This window comes from Kitasatospora sp. NPDC085895 (assembly GCF_040702125.1).
Classification (GTDB): Bacteria; Actinomycetota; Actinomycetes; order Streptomycetales; family Streptomycetaceae; genus Kitasatospora; species Kitasatospora arboriphila.
Window position 1 is genome coordinate 24680 of record NZ_JBFBJY010000007.1, and the last position, 21585, is coordinate 46264.

Annotated in this window: 18 protein-coding genes; 7 read left to right on the forward strand and 11 right to left on the reverse strand. The window is 75.3% G+C overall.

The genetic code is table 11. The features are described 5' to 3' along the window. Nucleotides 1-176: 176 nt before the first annotated feature. A complete protein-coding gene (locus AB0442_RS06295) occupies nucleotides 177-518 on the forward strand; it encodes a hypothetical protein (protein ID WP_366160943.1) in 342 nt (113 codons plus the stop codon). On the opposite strand, the gene AB0442_RS06300 is transcribed toward AB0442_RS06295, so the two are convergent. After that, nucleotides 406-768: a hypothetical protein gene (locus AB0442_RS06300; protein ID WP_366161218.1), complete on the reverse strand. Its 363-nt coding sequence runs from the start codon at nucleotides 766-768 to the stop codon at nucleotides 406-408. The two genes, AB0442_RS06295 and AB0442_RS06300, sit on opposite strands and share 113 nt — an antisense overlap. 283 nt (nucleotides 769-1051) lie before the next feature. Next, nucleotides 1052-1177 carry a hypothetical protein gene (locus AB0442_RS06305; protein WP_366160944.1) on the reverse strand — a complete coding sequence of 42 codons (126 nt, stop codon included), beginning with the start codon at nucleotides 1175-1177 and terminating at the stop codon, nucleotides 1052-1054. Nucleotides 1178-1602: 425 nt separating this feature from the next. Between AB0442_RS06305 and AB0442_RS06310 the strand changes: the two genes are divergently transcribed. Further along, on the forward strand, nucleotides 1603-1773 hold the full coding sequence (locus AB0442_RS06310; RefSeq protein WP_366160945.1) for a hypothetical protein: 171 nt from the start codon (nucleotides 1603-1605) through the stop codon (nucleotides 1771-1773). Nucleotides 1774-1881: 108 nt separating this feature from the next. On the opposite strand, the gene AB0442_RS06315 is transcribed toward AB0442_RS06310, so the two are convergent. From AB0442_RS06315 to AB0442_RS06335, 5 genes are all read right to left on the reverse strand, one after another. After that, entirely contained in the window at nucleotides 1882-2664 is a 783-nt protein-coding gene (locus tag AB0442_RS06315; RefSeq protein ID WP_366160947.1) for an alpha/beta hydrolase, read from the reverse strand. A 370-nt stretch (nucleotides 2665-3034) separates the two neighbouring features. Further along, the gene (locus AB0442_RS06320; protein ID WP_366160949.1) at nucleotides 3035-3664 is read right to left on the reverse strand and encodes a hypothetical protein; all 630 of its coding nucleotides are present in this window, start codon (nucleotides 3662-3664) and stop codon (nucleotides 3035-3037) included. 61 nt (nucleotides 3665-3725) lie between these two features. Then, nucleotides 3726-4589 (reverse strand): methyltransferase domain-containing protein, encoded by an 864-nt coding sequence (locus AB0442_RS06325; protein ID WP_366160951.1) that lies wholly within the window; start codon nucleotides 4587-4589, stop codon nucleotides 3726-3728. Nucleotides 4590-4683: 94 nt separating this feature from the next. Further along, the gene (locus AB0442_RS06330) at nucleotides 4684-6423 is read right to left on the reverse strand and encodes a hypothetical protein (RefSeq protein WP_366160953.1); all 1740 of its coding nucleotides are present in this window, start codon (nucleotides 6421-6423) and stop codon (nucleotides 4684-4686) included. Then, nucleotides 6420-7211 carry an ABC transporter ATP-binding protein gene (locus tag AB0442_RS06335; protein ID WP_366160955.1) on the reverse strand — a complete coding sequence of 264 codons (792 nt, stop codon included), beginning with the start codon at nucleotides 7209-7211 and terminating at the stop codon, nucleotides 6420-6422. The genes AB0442_RS06330 and AB0442_RS06335 overlap by 4 nt, the downstream gene beginning before the upstream one ends. Nucleotides 7212-7393: 182 nt before the next feature. On the opposite strand from AB0442_RS06335, the gene AB0442_RS06340 reads away from it, so the two are divergent. Then, nucleotides 7394-8089 (forward strand): alpha/beta hydrolase, encoded by a 696-nt coding sequence (locus tag AB0442_RS06340; RefSeq protein WP_366160957.1) that lies wholly within the window; start codon nucleotides 7394-7396, stop codon nucleotides 8087-8089. A gap of 44 nt (nucleotides 8090-8133) precedes the next feature. Here the strand turns inward: AB0442_RS06340 and AB0442_RS06345 are convergent, their stop codons facing one another. Continuing rightward, nucleotides 8134-8532, reverse strand: coding sequence for a DUF2690 domain-containing protein (locus AB0442_RS06345; protein ID WP_366160959.1), 399 nt, complete (start codon nucleotides 8530-8532; stop codon nucleotides 8134-8136). 447 nt (nucleotides 8533-8979) lie between these two features. Here AB0442_RS06345 and AB0442_RS06350 point away from each other — a divergent pair, with 447 nt between their 5' ends. Both AB0442_RS06350 and AB0442_RS06355 read left to right on the forward strand, forming a co-directional pair. Beyond that, nucleotides 8980-11586 carry a hypothetical protein gene (locus AB0442_RS06350; protein ID WP_366160961.1) on the forward strand — a complete coding sequence of 869 codons (2607 nt, stop codon included), beginning with the start codon at nucleotides 8980-8982 and terminating at the stop codon, nucleotides 11584-11586. 162 nt (nucleotides 11587-11748) lie between these two features. Then, complete coding sequence (locus AB0442_RS06355; protein WP_366160963.1) at nucleotides 11749-16557, forward strand: hypothetical protein; 4809 nt, start codon at nucleotides 11749-11751, stop codon at nucleotides 16555-16557. Nucleotides 16558-16669: 112 nt separating this feature from the next. Here the strand turns inward: AB0442_RS06355 and AB0442_RS06360 are convergent, their stop codons facing one another. Genes AB0442_RS06360 through AB0442_RS06370 form a run of 3 tightly spaced genes read right to left on the reverse strand, consistent with a single transcriptional unit; the run spans nucleotide 16670 to nucleotide 18974 of the window. Next, entirely contained in the window at nucleotides 16670-17680 is a 1011-nt protein-coding gene (locus AB0442_RS06360) for a transporter (RefSeq protein ID WP_366160965.1), read from the reverse strand. Further along, nucleotides 17677-18573, reverse strand: a complete 897-nt coding sequence (locus AB0442_RS06365; protein ID WP_366160966.1) for an ABC transporter ATP-binding protein — start codon at nucleotides 18571-18573, stop codon at nucleotides 17677-17679. The genes AB0442_RS06360 and AB0442_RS06365 overlap by 4 nt, the downstream gene beginning before the upstream one ends. Then, on the reverse strand, nucleotides 18570-18974 hold the full coding sequence (locus AB0442_RS06370; protein ID WP_366160968.1) for a GntR family transcriptional regulator: 405 nt from the start codon (nucleotides 18972-18974) through the stop codon (nucleotides 18570-18572). The genes AB0442_RS06365 and AB0442_RS06370 overlap by 4 nt, the downstream gene beginning before the upstream one ends. Nucleotides 18975-19255: 281 nt before the next feature. Here AB0442_RS06370 and AB0442_RS06375 point away from each other — a divergent pair, with 281 nt between their 5' ends. Continuing rightward, a complete protein-coding gene (locus AB0442_RS06375) occupies nucleotides 19256-19690 on the forward strand; it encodes a recombinase family protein (protein WP_366160970.1) in 435 nt (144 codons plus the stop codon). Between the two features lie 296 nt (nucleotides 19691-19986). Next, nucleotides 19987-21399 (forward strand): family 2B encapsulin nanocompartment shell protein, encoded by a 1413-nt coding sequence (locus AB0442_RS06380; protein ID WP_366160972.1) that lies wholly within the window; start codon nucleotides 19987-19989, stop codon nucleotides 21397-21399. Nucleotides 21400-21585: the final 186 nt, after the last annotated feature.

Here is a 21585-nt window from a genome sequence, read left to right on the forward strand (position 1 = left end):
GCACCCTGCGCAGCGCGGGTGGCGCGGTCCCCACCGGTGCCGCAGGCGGCCCACCCGGTCACGGCCGCCACAGCCGCCCGGACGGACACCGCCGAACCGCCCCGCGCAGGAACAGCGCTCCGGGGACGGCACCCTCCGGCAGCCCGGCGGCGACACCCGCCTGCTCACCGGCGCGGGTGCATGCCGACAACGGCACCGAGGCGACGCCGTCGCTCTTTGCGGACATCCTCGGCGACCGGCGCGAGGAGATGGCCTGGCCCACCACCGACAACACCGCCCTGCGGATCTGCTCCACGGCCGGTGCACCGATCGGGCCGTCCCGCGCGTCGCCGCGTTCCGCAGGCGGTCCTCCCGGGGCCGGGCCTGCCGGGTCCGGGCCGGGACGGAGTCGGCAGGCCGCGGGGTCTAGCCGGCAGCCCCGGTGCGCGGGCGCCCGCCGGTGGCCGGGCCCGCCGCCGTCCCCAGGCCGGCGCGGGCCCGTACCAACAGGGCCACGGCGCAGCGCAGGTGGCGGTTGACGACGGGCAGGAGGGTGCCGCGGAAGCGGTCGGCCGCGCGCAGTTCGGCGGCGACATCCTGCAGGAGGGTCGCCGCGCGGCGGATCCCCTCGCCCCGGTCGCTCGTCCGGTACTCGCCCGCCAGGGCGGCCGCGGTACGGGCGAGTTCGCCGGTGCCGGGATCCTCCAGCGGGTCCGCACCGAAGTACACCAGCAGGACTGTCAGTTGGGCCAGCAGATCGTCCCTGCGCCCCACCCACCATACGCTCACGCTGCGATCATCGCCCATCACGCAGGGTGCAGGGTCGAGAACCGGCCACCCGGGGCGATGCCGCTCCCGGCGCCGGCCGGGTGACGACCGGCAGCGCGGGGCGGTTCGACGTCCGGCGGTCACGCTCCTCGACGGGTCGGGCCGGCCGCCGTGAGTGGGGCACCCGCCCCGGAGGCCCGATGGCCGGCTCCGTGATCTGACGTGATTTCGGCGCCCGCGCCGTGGACGGCGGCGGTGGACGGCTGCAGGCCGGCTCGCCCGCTTCCGTCCCGTGTCGGGCCCGTCAGTCGCAGTCGCCGGCCGACGGGTTGCACGGCTTCACGTCGTGGATGCGGGGAAGGGCGCCGATCCGCTCGCGCAGGATGCCGAGTTCGGCGCGCGGGGTGCCCGGGGAGAACTGGACGGTCATCCACCCCTCCCGCCTGCCGCCCTCCTCGTGGAAGAAGACGGCGGTCGCGCCGTGGCCCAGCGCTGGGATCCCGGTCAGGGCGCCGTCGCGTTCCCGGGCGACGACCGGCGGGGGCGCCGTCCGCGGTGGCCGTGAAGGCGGCGGGCTCGCGGAAGTGCGGAGCCACCACCTGCTCGAAGAGCATGGTGCCGAAGCCGGCGAGGGTGAGGAACGCGACCGCGCCCCCGAGGACGGTCGACAGGCACTCCGGGCGGAGGCCGGACCGGGCGCCCGCAGCCAGCAGGACCAGGGCCGGCGGCACTAGCAGGAACCAGCCGAGCAGGACGCCCACCACCGAGGCCGCGAGCAGCAGTCCGGCGAACAGCCGGCAGGCCCAGCGGAAGTCGCGTGCCCGGGTGGCGAGCCGGGGCAGCAGGGTGAAGAGCGTGCCCATCACCAGCCCGCCGTCGAGGCCCGCGCCGACCGACGTCCACCAGGCGGCGAAGGGCAGTGCGCAGGCCGTGGCCAGTCCGGCCGGCACCCGCGCGCCCGCCGGCACCGGCGCGTCGTTGACGGCCACCCGCTCCATGACGCCCCCCTCGCCCGACCAGGACTAATTGAACGCGTTCAAACAATGGCGCGCAGAGATCCGCCGGTCCACCCCGGGGCCCGGGGTGCGATCCCCTCGCACCCCGGGCCCTTGACGGTGGATCAGAAGCGGCGCGTCATTCCCCCGGCGCGGCAGCCAGGAGGTCCTCCAGGGCCGCGACCACCATCGGCCATGCCGCGGAGCGGGGGTCGACGAGGTCGAAGTGGCCGCAGTTCCCGGGGGTGAGGAGACGGGCACCGGCGGTCTCGGCGTAACGCCGGGCCATCCCCACGGGCAGGTTCTCGTCCTGCTCGCCGTGCACCACCACCGTCGGCACCTCGACCCCACCCAGGGCGGCCGGGTCGGCCGCGGCGTAGCGTTCGGCGAACTGCGCGGGACCGCCGCCGAGCAGGTCGGCCACGGCTCCGCGACCGGAACCGAGGTCATGGGCCCACCGCAGGTCCGCGGCCGGAGCCAGGGCCACCACGCCGGTGAGCCGGGGCACGTCGGCGGTGTGGCCCGGCGATCCCTCGGGCAGGCGGTGGCGCAGGCCCGCCCACAGGGCCAGGTGTCCGCCCGCCGAGTGCCCGAGCAGCAGCACGCGGCCGGTGTCCACCGTCCCGCCGGCGATGCGGCCGACCTCCTCGGGCAGCACGTCGACGGCTCGGGCGACGTCGAGGAACGTCGTCGGCCAGCCGCCGTCCCCGCCCACCCGCCGGTACTCCACGTTGGCCGCCGCCCAGCCGCGCGAGGCCAGGTCCGCGGCCAGCGGCGACAGTTCGGCACGGCCGTACGGCTCGCGCCAGAAGCCGCCGTGCAGCAGCAGGACCAGTGGTGCCGGCGCCCCGCCCCGGCCGGCCGGTGGCAGGTGGAGGTCCGCCACCCGGTCCGGGTGCGCTCCGTACGCGACGGTCGTCATGACCGGCTCTCCGTTCGTCGAGGAGGATGCAACCAGGCCATGGTCGTCCAACACGGCGCCGCGGGCCGCCGGTTCGCGATCACCCGCTCAGTGGGCCCTTTCCCGACGTACCGTCACAGTCCCTGGCGGGTGGCGAACCGCCGTTGACCGGTGATCGGCCCCGGGCGGATCGGAAGCTGCGCATGACGTCACTTGCGACCGCCGGGCAGCCGGACGGGGTCCTGCTCGGGTGGAGCCTGTTGGCGAGACACCCCGCCGGGTCCGGCGCGGGGCATGAGCGCCCTGTTCGCCGTCCTCGGCCTGGCCCTCCGAGCCTGACGGCCGGGCGTCGAAGGGCGCCGCCCGGCCGTCCGTCTCCGCCCGGGGCGACTCACATCATCCGCTCGGCCGTCTCCGCCCGTGCCCGCAGCGCCGCCGCTTCCGCGTGCGCGCCGCGGGCGTCGAGGAGGCGGGCCCGGTACTCCATGGCGTAGGCATCGCCCAGTGACTCGGCGCGCAGGAAGGCCTGCACGGCCCGGTCGGGGTCGCCGTGGTCCCGGAAGGCCACGCCCAGGGCGGTGACGGGGTAGGCCTCGTCCTGGTCGAGGATGAGCGGGGCCCAGCGGTCGACGGTCGCCCGGTCGCCGCGGTCGAGTGCCTGGCGGACCAGGCCGAGCATCGCGTCGGGGTCGCCCAGGGCGGCGCTGCGTTCCCAGATCACCTGGGCGCGGTTGGTGTCTCCGGCCAGCGAGTGCAGGGTGCCGAGGTTGAAGCCGGCGCCGACGTTGCCGGCGTCCCAGGCCCTGGTCAGCCAGGTGAGTGCCCGGGCGCGGTCGACCGCGATCAGGGCCGCGCCGAGGTTCGCCATCGCCAGGACGTCGCCCGACTCGGCCTCCGTCTCCAGCTCGGCCAGTTCGGCGGGGACGGGCCGTCCCACCGAGGCCATCGGGATCCGGCGCGAGACGATCTCCTCGCCCCTGCCGCCCTCGGTGCCGCGACGACGGCGGAACCGGCCGAGCATCAGCGACCGCCCGGCAGGTGGGGCAGGACCGGCCCGCGGAGGTCGCGCACAGGGGGAATCGTCATGGGCCGATCGTGCCATCCCGGCCGTGGGGGCCCCGCAGTCGGGTGGGGGTCCGGGCATCCAGTGCTGTTTCGGACCCGTCGTCGGTTCGCGGCCGGGACGGGGCTCGCCTCCGCGCGGTCACCACGACCGCCGTCTCGGCGAGGAAGAAGCGTCCCCGGTCCGCGGCGAGCCGGATCGCGTCGTGCCAGGCTTCGACCTCCGCGAGGGACACGGCACCGCGGCCCTGCGATGCGGCACTTGTCAGTGCCCGCCGCATGCCGTCGATCCGGCGGGCGGCGTGGCCGCTCGGTTCGGTCGAGCTCGTCACCCAGGGGTGGGCCCGTTCCAGCGACAGCCGTGAGGATTTCACCAGGCCGGGCAGCTTCCGTCCGATCCTCCCGTCCGCGTGGTCCGTCCAGGGCTGCCGGTCGTCGGTGAAGGCGTGGCAGATCCGCCGGTCCAGCTCCCGGCCCGCGCCCGCGACCACCAGGGAGTCGAAGTCGACGTGCGCCACCACTGCCCGACCGTCCGGCCGGAGCACACGGGCCGCCTCCACGAGGAACGCGGCCGGGTCCGGCAGGCACTCGAGGACGTTGTACGAAACCACGGCGTCGACGCTGCCGTCCGGAAGCGGGAGCCGGCCTGACAGGTCCGCCACGGCGACCGCGGCGCCGCCCGGATGGTCCGCCAACAGCTCCCGGGCGGCCCCGACAGCCGCAGCCGACCGGTCGAGGCCGATCAGCCGGGCACCCGGGAACCGGCGGGCGAAGGCCGCCAGCGTGGGGCCCCTGCCGCAGCCCAGGTCGGCGACGCGGCCGTCGGGCCGCAACGCCGCCGAGTCCACCAGGTGGTCGTGGACCGGTTCGTCGGCCTCCGACATTCGTTCTCCTCCCTGCCCGCTCGACGTCGTCACCGGCCCCGCCCCGTGCCCCGGCTCCGTACCCGGGGCACGGGGCGGGGCGCGGGTCCGGGCCTCAGCCCGCCCGGCCCGGCCGGGCCTGGGCGGGAAGCTTCTCCGCCCTGACCCGGGCCCAGTGGAACAGCCCCACCGCCACGACCGCGCCGACCGCGGCCGCCCGGCCCAGCGAGTCCACCGTCCCGCCGCGCAGTGCCGCGGAGAACGGCAGCGCCAGCAGCGGCACGGCCACGGCGGGGCCCGTCGCGTACCAGGCCGCGAACGCCACGATGTTGCCGGCGCCGCCACCGGTCGCCTGCGCCGGGCGGTACAGCAGGTCGCGGCGGGCCGCGCCCCGGCAGGCGTTCACCAGGCCAGCGCCGACCAGTGCGGGAACGGCGGCCGGTGCCAGCCAGGCCGCCGGACCGGCACCGCAGAGCACCGCCACCGTGCTCCCCGCCGCGCCGAGCAGCGCGCCGAGCACGGCGGGGACGACGGCGTGGCGCAGCATCAGGCCGGCGAACGGGAACGGCGTCCAGGAGGCGCGGCGCACGTCGTCCGTGTCGATCCGGGCGGGCTCCAGCAGCTGGGCGACGGCGAGGTGGCCGAAGACCAGGGCGAGTCCGGTGGCGGCCAGCGAGACGTTCCACCGGGCGGCGTGGGCGGGCACGGCGCACAGCAGTGCCGGCACGGTCAGCAGCACCGCCCGGCCGAGCCGCGCGGGCGAGCGGAGGAGGGCGAGCGTGTCCCGCCAGTACACGACGAGCCAGGCCCTGCGGGGCGCGGGCAGCCGGACCTTCAGCCGGCGGTCACCGCCGGTGGCGGCGTTCACGGCGAGCCGTGCGGCGCGCGGTTCGACCGTCCGCAGGGCGGCGAGGACGCTCGCGGCGTTCCTGGCCCGTTCCCGCAGCAGGGTCAGCGAGACGGTTCCGGCGGCACGGTCGGCCCGCACCAGGCAGACGCCGGTCGACACGATCAGCAGGGCGGCGGCCACTCCGCTCCCCGGGACGGCGGCGGGCGTCGGCGCGAGGGCGGCGATCCCCGCCCAGCCCCACGGACCCGACCACAGCACGACCCGGTCCAGCCAGTGGACGGAGTGCCCCGCGGCGGCCAGGGCGCTCTGCGCGGCAAACCCGAGGACCAGCACGGTGGCGTACGGGGCGAGCCGGCGCGCCAGGAGGGCGGCCCGCTCGCTGCGCTCCACCGACAGCGCGGCGCAGACACCGAGCAGCGGCAGGCACGTCCCGCCGATCAGGCACCAGGCGAGGGCGGCGGGCAGCCCGGCCCGGACGGTCAGTCCGAGCACGACCATGGCGCCCGCGGACGCCACGATCCCGGGGAACACCGCGAGCCCGCAGGACAGCCGGAACCAGGGCCGCAGCACCGGCCCGGGGCGGACCGGGTGGACGAGCAGCCAGTCGATGGTGGCCCGCGGCGGCACGACCGGGCCGCGCCAGAGCCCGTCGCGCACGGCGAGCAGCAGGACGGCCAGCCCGACGGCCGCGACGCCGCCCGGCAGGGCGGCCAGCAGCGCCGGGCCGCCACCGGTGTAGTCGGCGCCCATCGCGGCCTGCAGGAACAGGCCCAGGCTCGGCACGCCTCCCCAGACGACCAGGATCAGCACGGTGCAGTAGAGCGCGTACGCGACCTGGCGCACCCGGTTGAGACGGTGCGGGGTCCGCAGGGAGCGCAGCAGGGCCAGCGCCTCGTCGGTCCAGTCGTCGTCGTCGCTCCACTCGGCGGGCGGGGCGTCGGCCGCGAGGGCCGGTTCCTCGGGCCCGTCCTCCGCGGCGACCGCCGGGCCGTCCGTGGCGCTCACCGGCCCTCCCCGCCGTGCACGTCGTCTGCGGACCCGGCGGACCCCGCGGACCCGGCGGCCGGGAGCTGCGCGAGCAGCAGTTCCGCGGCCAGCATCGCCTCGGGGACGCCCTGCCGGACGACGCGGCCCTCCTCCAGCACCACGACCCGGTCGGCCACCGCGAGGGCGAGGTCGGCGTGGTGGGTGACCAGCAGCACCGCCACGCCGTCCGCGAGTTCCGCCTTGAGCAGGTCGGCGAGGCGTCGGCGCGCGCCGGGGTCGAGGCGCTGCTCGGGCTCGTCCAGGAGCAGCAGGTCCCGCGGCCGGACGAGTGCGCAGGCCAGCAGCAGGGACTGCATCTGCCCGGAGGACAGGGCGGAGGTCAGCGCGTCCGCCCGCTCGTCGAGCATCCGGTCCTCCAGCACCTGCTGGACCCACGCGGCGGCGTCGGCGATCCCGTGCGCGACCGCGACCAGCAGCAGGTGCTCGCGCACCGTGAGGTCGGGGTAGCAGGCGACGGTGTCGCCGACGACCGCCACCCGGGCCCTGATCCGCGGGTCGTTCTCGTCCATCGCCAGGCCGTCGAACCGGACGGTGCCCCGGCTCGGCAGGTCACGGCCGGCCGCGAGCCGCAGCAGCGTCGACTTGCCCGACCCGTTGTGGCCGACCAGCGCCACGCACTCACCCGCGGCCACCGACAGGTGGACCGGTTGCAGGACCTCCCGGTCGCCGTACGAGCGGCTCACCCCGGTCAGTTGCAGCAGCGCCGGCCGCGTGGTGGCGTGCGGCTCGGCCGCGTTCTGAACCATGGTGGGCACCTCTCGACGATCGACCGGATCACAGTACCGACCGGCCGCCGGTGCCCGTGGGCCGCGGCCCCGTCGGCCCGGTTCCCGGTCGTGACGGCGGCCGGCGCATACCGTTGGTCGGGTCGGGTCGGGTCGGGGCGGGTCGGGGCGGGTCGGCCGAGGCGGACGTGGAGGTGGCGCGGATGAGGGTCGTGTTCGTGCACGGGGCGTGCGTGCGGGACGGGTCGTGGTGGTGGCACCGCACGGCTGAGCTGCTGCGGGAACGAGGGGTGCGGAGCGTGGCTCCGGCGCTGCCGAGCTGCGGCGAGGCGGGCACGCCCGGAGGCACCGGCGGTCCGGGGCTCTCCGAGGACGTCGCGGCGGTACGGCGGGCCCTGCTGGACGGCGACGAACCCACCGTGGTGGTCGCCCACAGCTACGGCGGCATCGTCACCGCGGAGGCCGCCGCCGGTGTCGGGGCGGTGCGCCACCTGGTGCTGGTCTCCAGCTACCTCCCCGAAGTGGGGCAGAGCCTGTCGGACTTCGGGGACGGCACGCCTGCCCCGTTCCTCGACGTCGACCCTGCCGCCGGCACCTTCGGCGTCCGCCCCGACCTGCTCGTGGACACGTTCCTCCAGGACTGCGACCCGGACGTCCGGGCGCAGGCCGCGGACCACCTCGCCCGGCAGAGCGTCCGGGTGCTCGGACAACCGGTCGGCGCGGCCGCCTGGCAGCAGCTGCCCTCCACCTACCTCGTCTGCACCCGCGACCGCGGCACCCCGCCGCCCCTGCAACGCGAATTCGCCCGCCGCGCCGACGACGTCGTCGAACTCGACGCCGGCCACCACCCGTTCCTGTCCCGACCCGCAGCCGTCCGCGACCTGCTGCTGAGCCTGTGACGGCGCCCCTCGATCTCGGCGGCGAGCCCGCCCGGAAGGGGGCGTCAGCAGACCCTGACCTCCTGGTTGAAGCCGCCCGCGTCCACGCGGTGGGTGGTGAGGTTGACGAGGGCCGCCGAGACGTAGATGCAGCCGGGCGCCCAGACCTGGTAGGTCCACTGGTATCCGTACTCGCGCAGACGGGCCGTCACCTTGCCTCCGCCGCCCGCCTGGTCGCGGCGGATGGTGAGGTACGACTCGTGGGTGCCCGTGGCGTAGGGGTTCCAGACCCGTACCCAGTTCGTTCCGCAGGAGGGCGAGTAGCGGACCTCCAGGTGGGTGACGACCGGTCCGCCGTACTCCGGGGTCATCGGCAGGCTCGCGATGGTCCTGGCGTCGCCGGAGCACCGGATCATCGGATCGGTGTTGTCGTCCCACACGCTCGCGGACGCCGTTGACGGCACCGCGCAGGCCATCGTGAGCGCGGCCCCAGCACCGCCGCACCCCGGCGCACCCGCTTCCAGGCATTCGTCATGGTCCGTCTCCCCCGTGCAAGCCGCCGCGCCGGGACGGGCGGCGGACCGAGGCGGGAAGCTACCCCTCGGCGGCCGCGCCACACCGGCCGCCGGGACGGTGACCACGGCTCCGGACCGTTCCCGGGCGAACGGCACAGCACGGCCGCATCCCGCACCGGGCCGCCTTCGGAATGTGCCGGGGGCGCGCAGGAGACCGCACGCGCCCCTCACATCGGACACACGGACGAAGCGCCGCGGTTCCGCGCCCGCCCACCCGTCGACGCCCTCGGGAGGAGCAGCGGGGCGTCGTCCGACCGGTGGCGCCCGACCGGCGGTGCGCGGCGGGCCACCCTATCGTTCGTGGACGGGGGACCGAGCGGACTCAAGGTGTGCATGATGCCGAGACACCCAGGCCGGACGACCGCCGCCGTGCTGCTGGCCGTGGTCGCGGCCCTCACCGCGTCGGCCGCCCCCGGGTACGCGGCCGCCGACCCGACCGCGCTCTGTGCGTTGGCGCAGCAGTCGCTGGAGGCCGGCCACCTGGCGCAGGCCACCGCGCTCTACACCCAGACGGAGGACGGCAACCCGCTGCCCTGCGCGTCGCTCGGTCTCACGCTGGTCGCCGCGCACCACCAGGTCGCGGCCCAGGCGACCGCCGCCGGGCAGGAGTTCCTCCAGGCGGGTGACCTCGCGGCAGCCGAAAGGAAGTTCCGGGAGGCGCTGGGCAACGACGCCGAGAACGCCGAGGCGGCGGCCGGCCTCGACGCGATCACGGCCCGCCAGCAGGATCTGGCCCTCTCCCGCTGGGACCTGTTCTACGACCGCTGGGTCCTGCCGATGACCCAGCTGTTCACGGCCGCCGCCATCCTGCTCCTCGCCCTGGTGGCGCTGAGCGGGCTGCTCACGGGCGTCGTGGTGAAGGTCGACTCGATCGCCTGGCCCAGGCCGTGGCGGATCTCGCTGGGCATCGCCGGCTACTTCCTGCTGATCGGGTCGGCCCTGATGTTCACGGTCTACCAGATGTTCCACCCCTTCGACCCGGGCGAGCTCAGCGACTGGCCGGCCGACCTGACGGTGCTGGTCGTCCTCCCCACGGCGGTCACCCTCGCGGCCGCCTGGACCCACGGCCGCTACCGGTTCGCCTCCGAGCGGGAGTCGCGCCGGCAGACGCTCGGGCGACTGTTCCGCTCCTGGCGGCCCACCCTGGCGGGGGCGTTCACCTACTGGGGGCGGCTGCTGGTCCCGCTCCTGGCCGTCGGCGGCCTCGGTCTGCTGCTGCGCACGGTCGTCCTGGACGACCCGGGCCGACGGCTCCTCACCACCTACGCGGTGCTCGCGCTCGACGGGATCCTGCTCACCGCGGCGACCTTCGGCCAGAACCTCCGCGTCCAGGTGTCGGTGCAGTCCCCGGACGGGGAGAACGACGCGGTGGCCACCGACTACCTGCTGGCCCGGGTCCAGGACCTCGGCATCGACACCCCACCGATGCGGCTGCGGGCGATCACCAGCTCCATGCACCTGAGCACGATCAAGACCGAGGACCTCAGCGCCCTGCCGAACGGGAAGATCGCCGCGGCCCTCTCCGGCCTCTTCTTCGCCGTCCGGCCGGACCTCACCTGGCGGGTGCGGGCCGCCATCATGGACGACAACCGGATCACCGTGACCCTCTCCCGCAACGGCCGCCACGCCGAGAGCGACATCTTCAGCCGCGCCGAGCTGTTCCTCCCGCTGAGCAGGAGCGAGGACGCCCGGGAGCGTGCGAAGGCCCAGCTGCTCACCGGCGCCGCCGCGGTGACGCTGCTGCGGCTGAGCCGGGCGCACCCCCGGCTCAGGAACCAGCTCTGCGGCGCCACCAACTGGCGGAGCGTCACCCTGCAGGTGATCGCGACCAGTCGCTCGCTCATCGACGATCCCGGCCTGCGGACGGCGCTGCTGGCCAGGGCCGTCGACGAGGACCCGGGCAACATCCTCGCCCGCGTCGACCACCTCTGGGCCCTCCAGGACGCGACGCGGCACGACAGCTACGCCTACCGGCAGCTGGCCGACGCGGCGGACGAGCAGCTGGCCGTCGTCAAGGCGCTCTGCCCCGACGTCCTGGTGATCCGTGCGCTGTACCGCAGCGCCTCCCAGTGGATCAACCGCTGTGCGGCCACCGGCGGCCGGGACATGGACGCCTCGAGCAAGGCCAAGAGGGCGGTCGAGGAACTGGCGCGCAAGTGCGTGGAGACCGACACGGACGACGTGGAGCACATGACCCTCGCCCGGCAGATCCGCCCCGTCGCCGAGGCCATGGAGCACGAGATCGCGGCGCTCTCCGGCGTGTGGTCGGCCCGCCGCCCCTTCATGAGGTCCGCGCCCCCGCCGCGGCTGGCCTACGAGTACGCCCGCCTCGCCGGCCTCGACCCGCGGCGCCCCCGGGTGTCCGACCGCACCGCCATCCACTACCTGCGCATCGCCCTGCCGACCGAGGCGCTCAGGGCCGAGGCCCGCAAGGACCCCTGCCTCGCCGGGCTGCACGACAGCAAGGAGTACCAGGAGCTCACGGCCGCCGCCTCGACCTTCCTCGACCTCCCGGTCTTCGACTCCTGCCGGCCGGCGCTCGTCGAGGCCGGGCTCAGCGCCCCGACGGACTTCCTGCTCCGCACCGCGACCGCCCGTCAGCGCGCCGTCCTGGCCGAGTACCTCGACGTCTCGCCGGTGCTGGTCGAACGGTTCGTCCAGATCGCCCAGCTGACCCAGCTCCACGACCGCCTCGACTGCGCCGCCACCCTGGGCCTGCTGGTGGAGTGCGGCATCGACTCCCCGGCCCGACTGCTCGCGGAGTTCGCCCGGGACAAGGACAGGTTGTTCGAGGCCATCGGGGACGCGAACCGGGAAGGCCCGCGCATCCCGGAGGTCGACGACGTGGCGTCCTGGCTGCCGGACGCGGTCTCCACCGCCGCGGCCGCCCACCGCTCCCGGCGGGGCCGACGGGCGGCGGACCGGCTCGGCCGGATCGGCTAGGGCCTCCGGGCAGCGCATGCCGACGACCCGTGGCCGGAGCCGTGCGGCCCCGGACGGTGCGGGGCACGGGGTCGGAGGGGACGATCCGTCAAGTCCGGCCGGGTGGAACGGCCCGGGGGGGCCGGGCCGGGGTGGTCAGTGGGGCGTGCGACGATCCGGGTCATGATCGCCTCGCTCGAATCCCTGCTGCCCACCGCCGGGCCGCACCGCTCGACCACGTACCCCGACTGGGTCGCCGCGCACGACCCGGACGCGGCGGCCGCCGCACGTGACCTGGCCGCCCTGATGGCCGACCGGCTGAACCGGTCCTGGCACAAGCCCGGCGCGTTCGTGGACACGATGGCCCGCCAGGCGCGGCAGCTCCCGCCGGCCCATCTGCCGTGGTTCTGGGACACCGTCGGGCACCGGCTGATCGGCACCGGCGGCCGGGCCGCCGGGCGGGCCTACGCGGCCGCCCGCGCGGCGGAGGCCGAGCACGGCCTGCCGGTGGACGTCGGCTACCGGCGGGCCAACGCGCTGCTGTTCGCGGCGGCCGGGGCCATGCCGGCCAAGGAGCTGGCGGCGCACCAGCGGTTCCTCGCCGAGACGCTGGAGCCGGCCGCCGCGCACGCGGCCCTCGACCGGCTGCTGACCGCGTGGGCCGGCTCCTCCGCCGACCTGCCGGCCGATCTGGTCCGCCGGGCGCGGGCCTCGGCGAAGGCCGCCGGGCTCGGGGACGACGAGGTGGCGCGGCTGGTCGGCGCGGTCCTGGCGGTCACCCGCGACAAGGCGGTGCCGGACGCGCTGCTGAACGCCGCCGCTCAGCTCCTGACGGCCCATCCGCCCGAGCACCCGCTCCTGGCCGCTCTGGTCGGGATCTTCCCCGACGGCACCACGGACGGCGGCGCCTGGCTGCGGCTGCTGATCGGCTGCGGCGCCGCCGACGCCATGGCGGACGGCCGGGTGGAACCCGAGGGCGGCCTGCCCCGCTGGCTGGGGCGCTTCGTCCACATGTACCAGTACGCGGCGCAGCCCGGCGGCGGCGTGGGACGGCAGCAGCTCCCGGCCGAACTCCTCGATCTGGTAGGACGTTTGGCGCCCCGCCTGCGGGCGGCTGGCACCCCGGTCGAGCTGCACACCACCCGCCACCACTGGCAGGGGCTGGACGCCGACCTGCTGGACGCGTGCCTCGCCGCCGACGTCGCCGTCCTCGACCCCGGCGCGCAGATCCGGATGCACTTCTGGGGCGAGCGGTCCCGGCGGGACCTCGCCGCCCTCGCCGCCGATCCGGTGTTCGGCCCCCGGCTGGAGGGCACCGTCCACGCCGGCCTGCTGCCGCAGTGGGGGCCCTCCCGTGCGCGCCGCGCCGGCACCGCGGTGACGCTGCTGCCCGGCAACGACGGCATCGCCCAGGCGGTCGCCGCGCGGGTCGGCAGGCTCGTCGACACCCTCGCCGGCGGCGGCATGGCCGGCGCCGAGGAGGCCGTCGCCGAACTGGCGACCCTGCTGGACCGGCCGACCGTGACGGCCCTCGGCGGCATCGCCGACGCCCTCGCCGAGGCCGGCGCCGCCGGTTCGCTGCACCGCTCGCTGCGGGCCGGCCTCCCGGAGGAACTCGCCTGGCCCGCCCTGGAGTCGGTGTACGCCGAGCTCGCGGCCGACGCCGCCGACGCCGCAGCGGACTCCCGGGCGGCGGAGGACGAGGACGGCCCGCTCCCCGGCGTGTCCGGGGTGACCTCCACCTGGCCGGTGCTGACGGTGTTCGGACGCACCCGCGCCGTCGCCGTCGCCCCGGACGGCGTCCGGGCCTCCTGCCGGTTCGCCGTGCCCGACGACGCCACCATGTTCGCGGTCCACTACGTCGGCGGCTCCTTCCTGGTCAGCTGGACCGTCAAGGACCGCCCTTACCACTGCGACACCGCCGTCTGGGCCGACCGCCCCGACGAGCCGTTCACCCCGGACGACCTCGGCGGCCTGGTGCCGTACGACGGCAGCCTGGACGGGGCGTTCGGCTTCCAGTTCGAGACCGTGGACGGCGGCGGACGGCACGGCGGCGAACGGGTGCTGCGCCCCGGCGGCACCGAGGGCATCGACCGCTACGAGCTGCAGCTCTCCGACGGGTCACGGACCTGGGCCAACGGCGTCTTCCGGCGCCGGCCGTGGGAGCTGCTGAACCCGGTCACCGGCGAGTCCCGCGGGGTCGTGGAGCTGCCGGACTTCCCGGGCCGCCCCGTGAACACCGACCCGGCCGCCGAGCCGTCCGAGATCGGCATGGCCCTGGACGTGGAGGCGCTGCAGCTGGCGCCGCTGCCGGCCGGAACGACCGACTCGCCGCTGGGCAGCCGGGACGGGCTGGTCGGCACCCGAGTGCTGTACCGCACCCCCCACCGCAACGCCGCGCCCGACCACTACCTGCTGGAGAGCGTCGACGGGCGCACCGCCCGCTTCGACGTCGACCGCCAGGGCCAGCAGCCGTGGGGGCTGTGGGCACCGCCCCAGGGCGCGGTGGAGGACGTCGTCCTCGCCGAGGCCGAGACCCGCACCGGCGTCCGCGCCTACACCGCGGACGGCAGCCTGCTGTGGGAACTGGAGGGCCACCGCTCACCCGCCAGCAGGTGGGCGAAGCGCGCCCGGCGCGCCACCGTCTCCAACGGCGTCGCCCTGCCGCCCGCCTTCTGGTACCTGCTGCGCACCCGGGACGAGGCCGGGTCGCGGGCGCTGCGCGGCGTCGGGCGCACCGGCGCGGAGGCGCTGCTCGCGGCCGCCCGCGGCGGCGCCGGGGAGCTGCGCACGGCGATCGCCCGCGAACTGCCCGAGGTCACCGACCCGGTGCTGGTCGAGGCCGTCGCTGCGGTGGCCGTCCGGGCCGTCCGGGTCGAGGACCGCCGGCTCGCCCTGCACCACCGGGTCACCCTGCTCACCCAGGCGCCGCCGGTCCTGCCGGGCCGGTCCGCACCGGACACCGAGCTGGTGCCCGCCCTGTTCGGGCTGGTCGGGACCGGCGGCCGGGACCCGTGGCGGCGCGCTCCGGACGTGCCGCTGCCGGCCACCCTGTCCGCGCTCGCGGCCGACGGCGCCTGCCTGGCCGGCACCCTCGCCGAGGAGGTGCGGCGCCTCTCGCCCCCGGCGCCGCCGCACGACTGGACGCAGTTGCTCGGCGCGATCGACGCCGCCGCCTGGCGGGCGGCCGTGGCGGCGACCGCGGACCCGTCGCGAGCCGCCCTGCTGGCGCTCCTGGACACCTGGGCGCACCAGCCGTTCGCCGCCGCCGGCAGCCGGTGGTGGGTGGGCCGGGCCCCCGCCGCGGCCCTGGACGCACTGCGCGAGGACGGGACGGCGGTGGCCTCCGCCGCGGTGCAGGCCGGATCGTCGGAGCACTGGTTCGCCGCGCCCGCGTCCGGCACCGAGAACGCCCGGCACGCCGAGCCCACCGAGGGCGACCCGGTGGCGAAGGCCGTTCCGGAGGCCCGGCTCGTCGTCGTCGCACGGGACGACGCCGCGCGGCTGCGGGCCCTGCTCGCCGCGATCGACGCCCACGGTCCGCTCCCCCTCCCGGAGACCGCGGCCGCCCGGTTCGCCGAACTGACCGGCGTCCGGCGGGCGGTGGCCCGGCTCGTGGTGGCCGGCCTGGTCGCCGGGTCCGACCGCGAGGACCACCGCAGCCTGCTGCGCAAGGCCCCCTACCGGGCGACGCCCATGACCGTCGACGCCTACGACCGGCTGCGCGCACGGCTCGGCGGCGACGGCCGGCGGGCCGTCCTGGCGGCCGCGCTGCCCGACGACCCGGCCGAACTGTGGCAGCCCGGCGGGGTCGACGCCGCCGTCGAACGGATGGCCGCCGCCTGGTGCGCGCGCCTCGGCGCTCAGCCCGCCGTCCACGACGAGGCCGCCGACGCGCTGGAGGCCGAGCTGGGCCTGTCCGAGGTCTGGGCCCGCCGGCTCGCCGGCGGCTACGAGGCCGCCACCGACGCGACCGTGGAGGCCGCGGGCTGGGAGCTGACGGCCACCCCGTACAGCACGGGGGTCGACGTCCGGGCCGTCCCGGCGGCCGGTGTCGAACCGCGGTACGGCACCCCGGTCGGGCTGCCCCTGCAGGTGATCGCGAGCGCCCTGGTGTGGGCGTGCACGGACCGGCCCGTCGGCGACCCGGCCGTGGCCGGCGCGGCCGCGCTCCACGACCGGCTGCGCGCCGAACTCGCCCGCCCGGAGCTGCTGCTGGATCTCGCCGGCGGATCCGTCCGGGACACCCCGGAGGGCATCGAGCAGCGCTTCGGACCGGCGCGGGTACCGGTCGCGCGCGACCGCCGCAAGGAGGAGGGCCCGCTGCCGCAGACCGCCTACGACTCGGGGCCGCTGGTCGTCTGCGCGCCCGGCGGCGGCGCGTTCCTGCGTCCCGCGGCGGCGGCCGACCCGCAGGTGTGGCGCACGCTCCGCGGGATCACCGGGCTGACCCGCGAACTCGACCGGGTGGCTCCCCTGCTGCCCGGCGGCGGCCTGGAACGCATGCTCGACCGGGCCCGCTCCGGCGCCGTCCCCGCCGGCGCGTACGAGGCCGACCCGCGGCAGTCCTGCCCGGAGCTGGTCGCCCGGGTGTGCGACCGGCTCGCGGTCGGCGCCGACGCCGCGGCACTGTACCTCCAGCTCGCGACGCTCGCCGCGCCCACCGACCGCAACGTCCGCCGCTGGAACGGCTGGGCGGCCAAGCAGCACACCGCGGCGCGCGAGGAACTCCTCGCCACCGGAGCGGTGGTCGAGGCCAAGCGTGCCAGGGCGGGCCGGACGCTCTTCCTGCCCGGCGACTGGACCGAACTGAAGGCCCCGCACCTCCCGTTGGAGACCGTCAAGCTCGCGGCCCACACCGTGACCCCGCTCTGGGGCAACACCGTCCGCTCCCCCTTCGGCCGGGTGCTGCCGGTCGCCCCGCTGCACGAGATGTTCGCCGCGGCCTGGCAGCGGGAGCACGGCGACGCTCCGGCGGCCTCCGACGGCTGACAGCCGGACACCGTTGCCTGCCGGGTCCGGTCCCGCCACCACCGGGACCGGACCCGGTCAGCCTGGTTACGGCCGACCCTCACGGGTGCTCCCGTCGTGGACGCCGGGGCTGTCAGGTCACCCGGCGGCGGATCCACCAGACGCAGAACCCGGTCAAGGCCAGGGCGAGGCCGAGGTAGAGCCCGGTCTCGGCCCATTGGAGGGCCCAGAAGTTGCCGGCGGGCTGGTAGGTCACCTGCTGCTTGTAGCCCAGGGCGCCGAGGTCGGCGACGCAGCGGTCGACCTGCTGCAGGGTGGGCGGGCCCGACTCGATGCGCAGGCAGTCGGCGAAGGACGGCGGCACGGGGGCCGGCTGCCCGGCGGCGTTCAGTGTCTGCTGGGAGGTGACCCAGGCCCCGGGCACTTGTTCGAGGTGCGCGACGATCTGCTTGGCGCCGTCCTGGATGCCGAGGGGGGCGCCGTCGGGCTCGATCGGCAGGACGGTCCGGTCCGCGGCGGCCAGGTGGGACCGGATCCACATCGGCACGGCGATCTGAGCGGCGGTGTAGAGGACGACCGTGGTGGCCATCGCGGGCAGGGTACGGCGGATGACCAGGCCGAGGGCAACGCCCAGGACGAAGGCGAAGGCGGCGTGGGCCATGGGGACGACGCCCCGTGCGGCGAAGGCCACGGGGTCGAGCCGGGGGAAGTACGTGTCCGTTGCGCCGCCGCCGTCGACGGCCCGGTCGATGGGGCTGCTCCACCAGCTCACCGCGAGGCTGGTCAGCCCCGCAGCGGCCATGGAGACCGCCGCACCGAGGCCCAGTTTGGTCACCAGCCAGCGGGTGCGGGTGACGCCCTGGTTCCACGCGAGGTAGTGGGTACCGGTCTCCAGTTCATGGGAGACCAGCGGGGCGCCCCAGAACATCCCGATGACCGCCGGGACGGCGAGCACGACCAGCAGTCCGGTGTAGTAGAGGGTCCGGTCCGAACTGGCGGCCTGGTCCACCAGGCTGCTGCCGGCGGCCCGGTAGAGGTCGGCCAGCTGTGGGCCGGTGGCCGCCAGGGCGGCGGCGAGGGCGGCCACCGCGGCGAACACCACGGCGGCCTGGGTGCGGAACTGGCGCCAGGTCAGCCAGATCATCGGAGTACCTCCAGCGCGGGTCGGGTGTCACGTACCGCATCGGCGGGCCGGGTCATGTAGGCCAGGACGATGTCTTCCAGGCCGAGCGGGCCGACGGCCCAGGACGGATCGTGGACCGCGGTGTCGGCGCGCACCAGGAGGGTGGTCTGCCGGTCGGTGTGGCTGGCGGTGATGACGTGCTGACCGGCCGGGAGTGTGTCCGGGTCCCGGCGAGGGCCGGTGAGCCGGTGGTGACGGGCGACCAGGTCGTCGATGTCGCCGGCCACCTGTACCCGGGAGTCGACCAGGACGATGACGTAGTCGCAGGTCCGTTCCACGTCGGAGACCAGGTGGGAGGAGAGCACGACGCTCAGCTCGTGCTCGGCGACGGCCTCCATCAGGTCCTGCATGAACTCCCGCCGGGCGAGCGGGTCCAGAGCCGCGACCGGCTCGTCCAGGAGTAGCAGCTCCGGCCGCTTGGCGATGCCCAGGGTGAGAGCGAGCTGCGCACGCTGGCCGCCGGACAGTCGGCCGGCCCGCTGCTTGGGGTCCAGACCGAGGCGGCGGATCCGGTCGTGCGCCACGGCGTCGTCCCAGCCCGGGTTGAGGCGCCTGCCGAAGTCGAGGTGGTCGGCGACGCTCAGTGCGGCGTAGACCGGGGTGTCCTGGGCGACGAAGCCGACCTTGGCCAGCTGTTCCACACCTGAGGCAGGACGGCCACCGCACACCTCGATGCTGCCGGCCGTCGGGGTCAGCATGCCGGAGGCCAGGTTCAATAAGGTCGACTTGCCGGCGCCGTTGGGGCCGACCAGGCCCACCACCCGGCCGGCGGGGACGTCCAGGTCGCAGTTCTGCAGCGCCCAGCGCTGCTTGTACCTCTTGCCCAGGCCCTGGGCTCGCAAGACGGCGCTCACGCTACGTCCTCTCCGGTGGCGTTGCGAAACGTGTTCAGGAACAGCGCCTCGATGCTCTCGTCGTCGAGCCCGGCCAGGCGGGCCTTGGTCAGCCAGCGCTGCAGGTCCTTGCGCAGCGGTCCCTGCGCGGCGAGCGTGTCGTCGGCCAGCGTCCGGGTCACGAACGTCCCGACGCCGGGACGGGCTGCCACCAGGCCGTCGTGCTCCAGCTCCCGGTACGCCTTGAGCACCGTGTTCGGGTTGACCGCCGTCTGCCTCGCCACGTCCTTGACCGTCGGCAGCCGGTCCCCCTCCTTCAGCAGGCCCAGGCGCAGTGCGTGCCGGACCTGCTGGACCAGCTGCTGGTACGGGGACAGGCCGGACCGGCTGTTCAGGTGGAACTCAATCACCGGCTCCTCCATTTATCTAGTTGCCTAGTACTATAGCTCTCCATGTCGACCAATCGGCAAGATGCGCACCGCGGGCGCCAGTCCCCGAGGGGGCCCGGCCGAACATGATCGGCACTCGCCGGACCTCGCTCGGGCATCGAGAAACGATCGTTTGGCGACAGGCGGCCAGCGCCTCCAATGAACCCGGACATACCGGGGCATCAAGGCGACACCGATCCCATCGGATCCGATGGCGGTTGCCGACAGGGTTTGACGGCAGACAGGGTCTCGACCCTCCGCACGGAAGGCCCTCGGTGGCGGAGCTGGTCCGCAAGTGGGTCTCGACCGACCGGCAGTCGACCGCCCGGCAGAACTTCGTCCTGGACGAGGCCGGCATCGAGGGCCCGGTCGCCTTCGAGGAGCCCCCGGGCACCTCCAGCCGACTCCACCCTCTCCAGCGGCCGAAGTTCGGTGAGCTGCTGGCGCCCGTGCGGCCGGGTGACACCGTGCACATCTCCGAGATGTTCCGCCTCGTGCGCGGCACCGGGCGCATCCTCGACGTGCTCGACGTCCTCCACCAGGGCCGCCTCGCGCTGCGCATCACTGCCGCCCCTGCGATCCACCGCCGGCCACTCACTCACTGCCAGCCGCTCGACGGCGGCCAGGGCGTCCCGGCGGTCCCGGCCCAGCGCAGGGCCCGCCGCGAGTACGAGAGCCGCGTCAGCGCCCTCACACCGATCGAACCATGATCGTTCTCGGCGCCAACCACGGTTCCGTCGATCCCCGAGACCGGGCACGTACTCCGACGCGCACTCCGTCGCAGACCAATCCTTCATCGTATGCACCCTGTGCGAACACAAACATGCTGGCGAAAAAGATCATCACTTCGAGGCAATGCGGCGGGCGCGTCGGGCCAACTGGCCGCCCCGGCGGCTAGTTTGCTCCTGGAGGTCAGCGGCCTGCGCGGACGATCGCTCTGTTCGCCCCGGCCACGTACGACGTGGACCGTGCCGGTCGCCGCTGTTACTGAAGGAGAGCCTGCTCGATGACGGTGGACACCAGCCAGCCGGCGCAGTCGGAGCCGACTGGGCGGAGCAGCCTGGGCACGGCCGCTGCCCGGAACCTCGCCACCACGACCAAGTCCGCGCCGCAGATGCAGGAGATCACCTCCCGCTGGCTGCTGCGGATGCTCCCGTGGGTGGAGGTCGAGGGCGGGACCTACCGGGTCAACCGGCGGCTGACCTACACCGTCGGGGACGGGCGCGTCGAGTTCGTCCAGGACGGCGCACGGGTCGGGGTGATCCCGCGCGAGTTGGGCGAACTCGCGGTGCTGCGCGGCTTCGACGACGTGGCCGTGCTGACCGCGCTCGCCGGCCGCTGCGTCCAGCGCGACTTCCGCGCGGGTGAGGTGCTGGTGGAGCGCGGCACGCCCGCCGAGCGGATCCACCTGATCGCCCACGGCCGGGTCGCCCAGAGCTCCGAGGGCCGGTACGGCGAGGCGGTGTCCGTGGCCGTCCTGGCCGACGGCGACCACTTCGGCGAGCACGCCCTGCTGGAGACCGGGGCGACCTGGGACTGCACCGCCACGGCCGAGACCGCCGGCACCCTGCTGACGCTCTCGCGGGCGGACTTCCACGCCGTGCTGGAGGCGGCTCCGGGCCTCCGGGCGCACGTCGACCGGTTCTCGGCGATCCCGCTCCAGCGGCAGAACCGGCACGGCGAGGCCGAGATCGCGATGTCGGCCGGCCACACCGGCGAGTTCGAGCTGCCCGGTTCGTTCGTCGACTACGAGCTCGAACCGCGCGAGTACGAGCTGTCGGTCGCCCAGACCGTGCTGCGGGTCCACTCCAGGGTCGCCGACCTCTACAACGAGCCGATGAACCAGACCGAGGAGCAACTCAGGCTCACCGTCGAGGCGCTGCGCGAGCGCCAGGAGTTCGAGCTGGTCAACAACCGCGAGTTCGGCCTGCTCCACAACGCCGCGTTCAAGCAGCGGATCCAGAGCCGCTCCGGTTCGCCGACGCCCGACGACCTGGACGAACTGCTCTGTCGCCGGCGCGGTTCCCGGTTCTTCCTCGCGCACCCCCGGGCGATCGCCGCCATCGGCCGCGAGTTCAACGCCCGCGGGCTGTACCCGGACCACGTCGACCTCGGCGGGCAGCAGGTCCCGGCGTGGCGCGGCGTTCCGATCCTGCCGTGCAGCAAGATCCCGATCAGCAGGGAGAACACCACCTCGATCCTCGTGATGCGGACGGGGGAGGACAAGCAGGGCGTCATCGGTCTGCGCCGGACGGGGCTGGTGGACGAGTACGAGCCGGGCCTGTCGGTGCGGTTCATGGGCATCGACGAACGGGCGGTCATCTCCTACCTCGTCAGCACCTACTACTCCGCGGCGATCCTGGTGCCCGACGCGCTCGGCGTACTGGAGAACGTACAGATCGGCCGCCGGGACGGCTAGCGCCGCCGACCGGGCCGACCGGCCTCGCCGAACCACGTCGGCCCGGCGGCCGGCGAACGGCCTGCTCCCGCACACCGCCCCCTGGCGGAAGCCGGACGCAGGACCTGAACAACCGCTGCGCCGGTCCGGCATGACCCGACACTGCCCCGGCACTGCCCCGACACCTCCGGACGGGACGGCCACGGC

Excerpts from the sequence above, each read along its gene's own strand:
- AB0442_RS06360 (WP_366160965.1), bottom strand. The coding sequence starts at position 17,680 with ATGATCTGGCTGACCTGGCGCCAGTTCCGCACCCAGGCCGCCGTGGTG.
- AB0442_RS06315 (WP_366160947.1), bottom strand. The coding sequence starts at position 2,664 with ATGACGACCGTCGCGTACGGAGCGCACCCGGACCGGGTGGCGGACCTC.
- AB0442_RS06380 (WP_366160972.1), top strand. The coding sequence starts at position 19,987 with ATGACGGTGGACACCAGCCAGCCGGCGCAGTCGGAGCCGACTGGGCGG.
- AB0442_RS06355 (WP_366160963.1), top strand. The coding sequence starts at position 11,749 with ATGATCGCCTCGCTCGAATCCCTGCTGCCCACCGCCGGGCCGCACCGC.
- AB0442_RS06350 (WP_366160961.1), top strand. The coding sequence starts at position 8,980 with ATGCCGAGACACCCAGGCCGGACGACCGCCGCCGTGCTGCTGGCCGTG.
- AB0442_RS06340 (WP_366160957.1), top strand. The coding sequence starts at position 7,394 with ATGAGGGTCGTGTTCGTGCACGGGGCGTGCGTGCGGGACGGGTCGTGG.
- AB0442_RS06370 (WP_366160968.1), bottom strand. The coding sequence starts at position 18,974 with ATGGAGGAGCCGGTGATTGAGTTCCACCTGAACAGCCGGTCCGGCCTG.
- AB0442_RS06325 (WP_366160951.1), bottom strand. The coding sequence starts at position 4,589 with ATGTCGGAGGCCGACGAACCGGTCCACGACCACCTGGTGGACTCGGCG.
- AB0442_RS06305 (WP_366160944.1), bottom strand. The coding sequence starts at position 1,177 with ATGACCGTCCAGTTCTCCCCGGGCACCCCGCGCGCCGAACTCGGCATC.
- AB0442_RS06320 (WP_366160949.1), bottom strand. The coding sequence starts at position 3,664 with ATGCTCGGCCGGTTCCGCCGTCGTCGCGGCACCGAGGGCGGCAGGGGC.
- AB0442_RS06335 (WP_366160955.1), bottom strand. The coding sequence starts at position 7,211 with ATGGTTCAGAACGCGGCCGAGCCGCACGCCACCACGCGGCCGGCGCTG.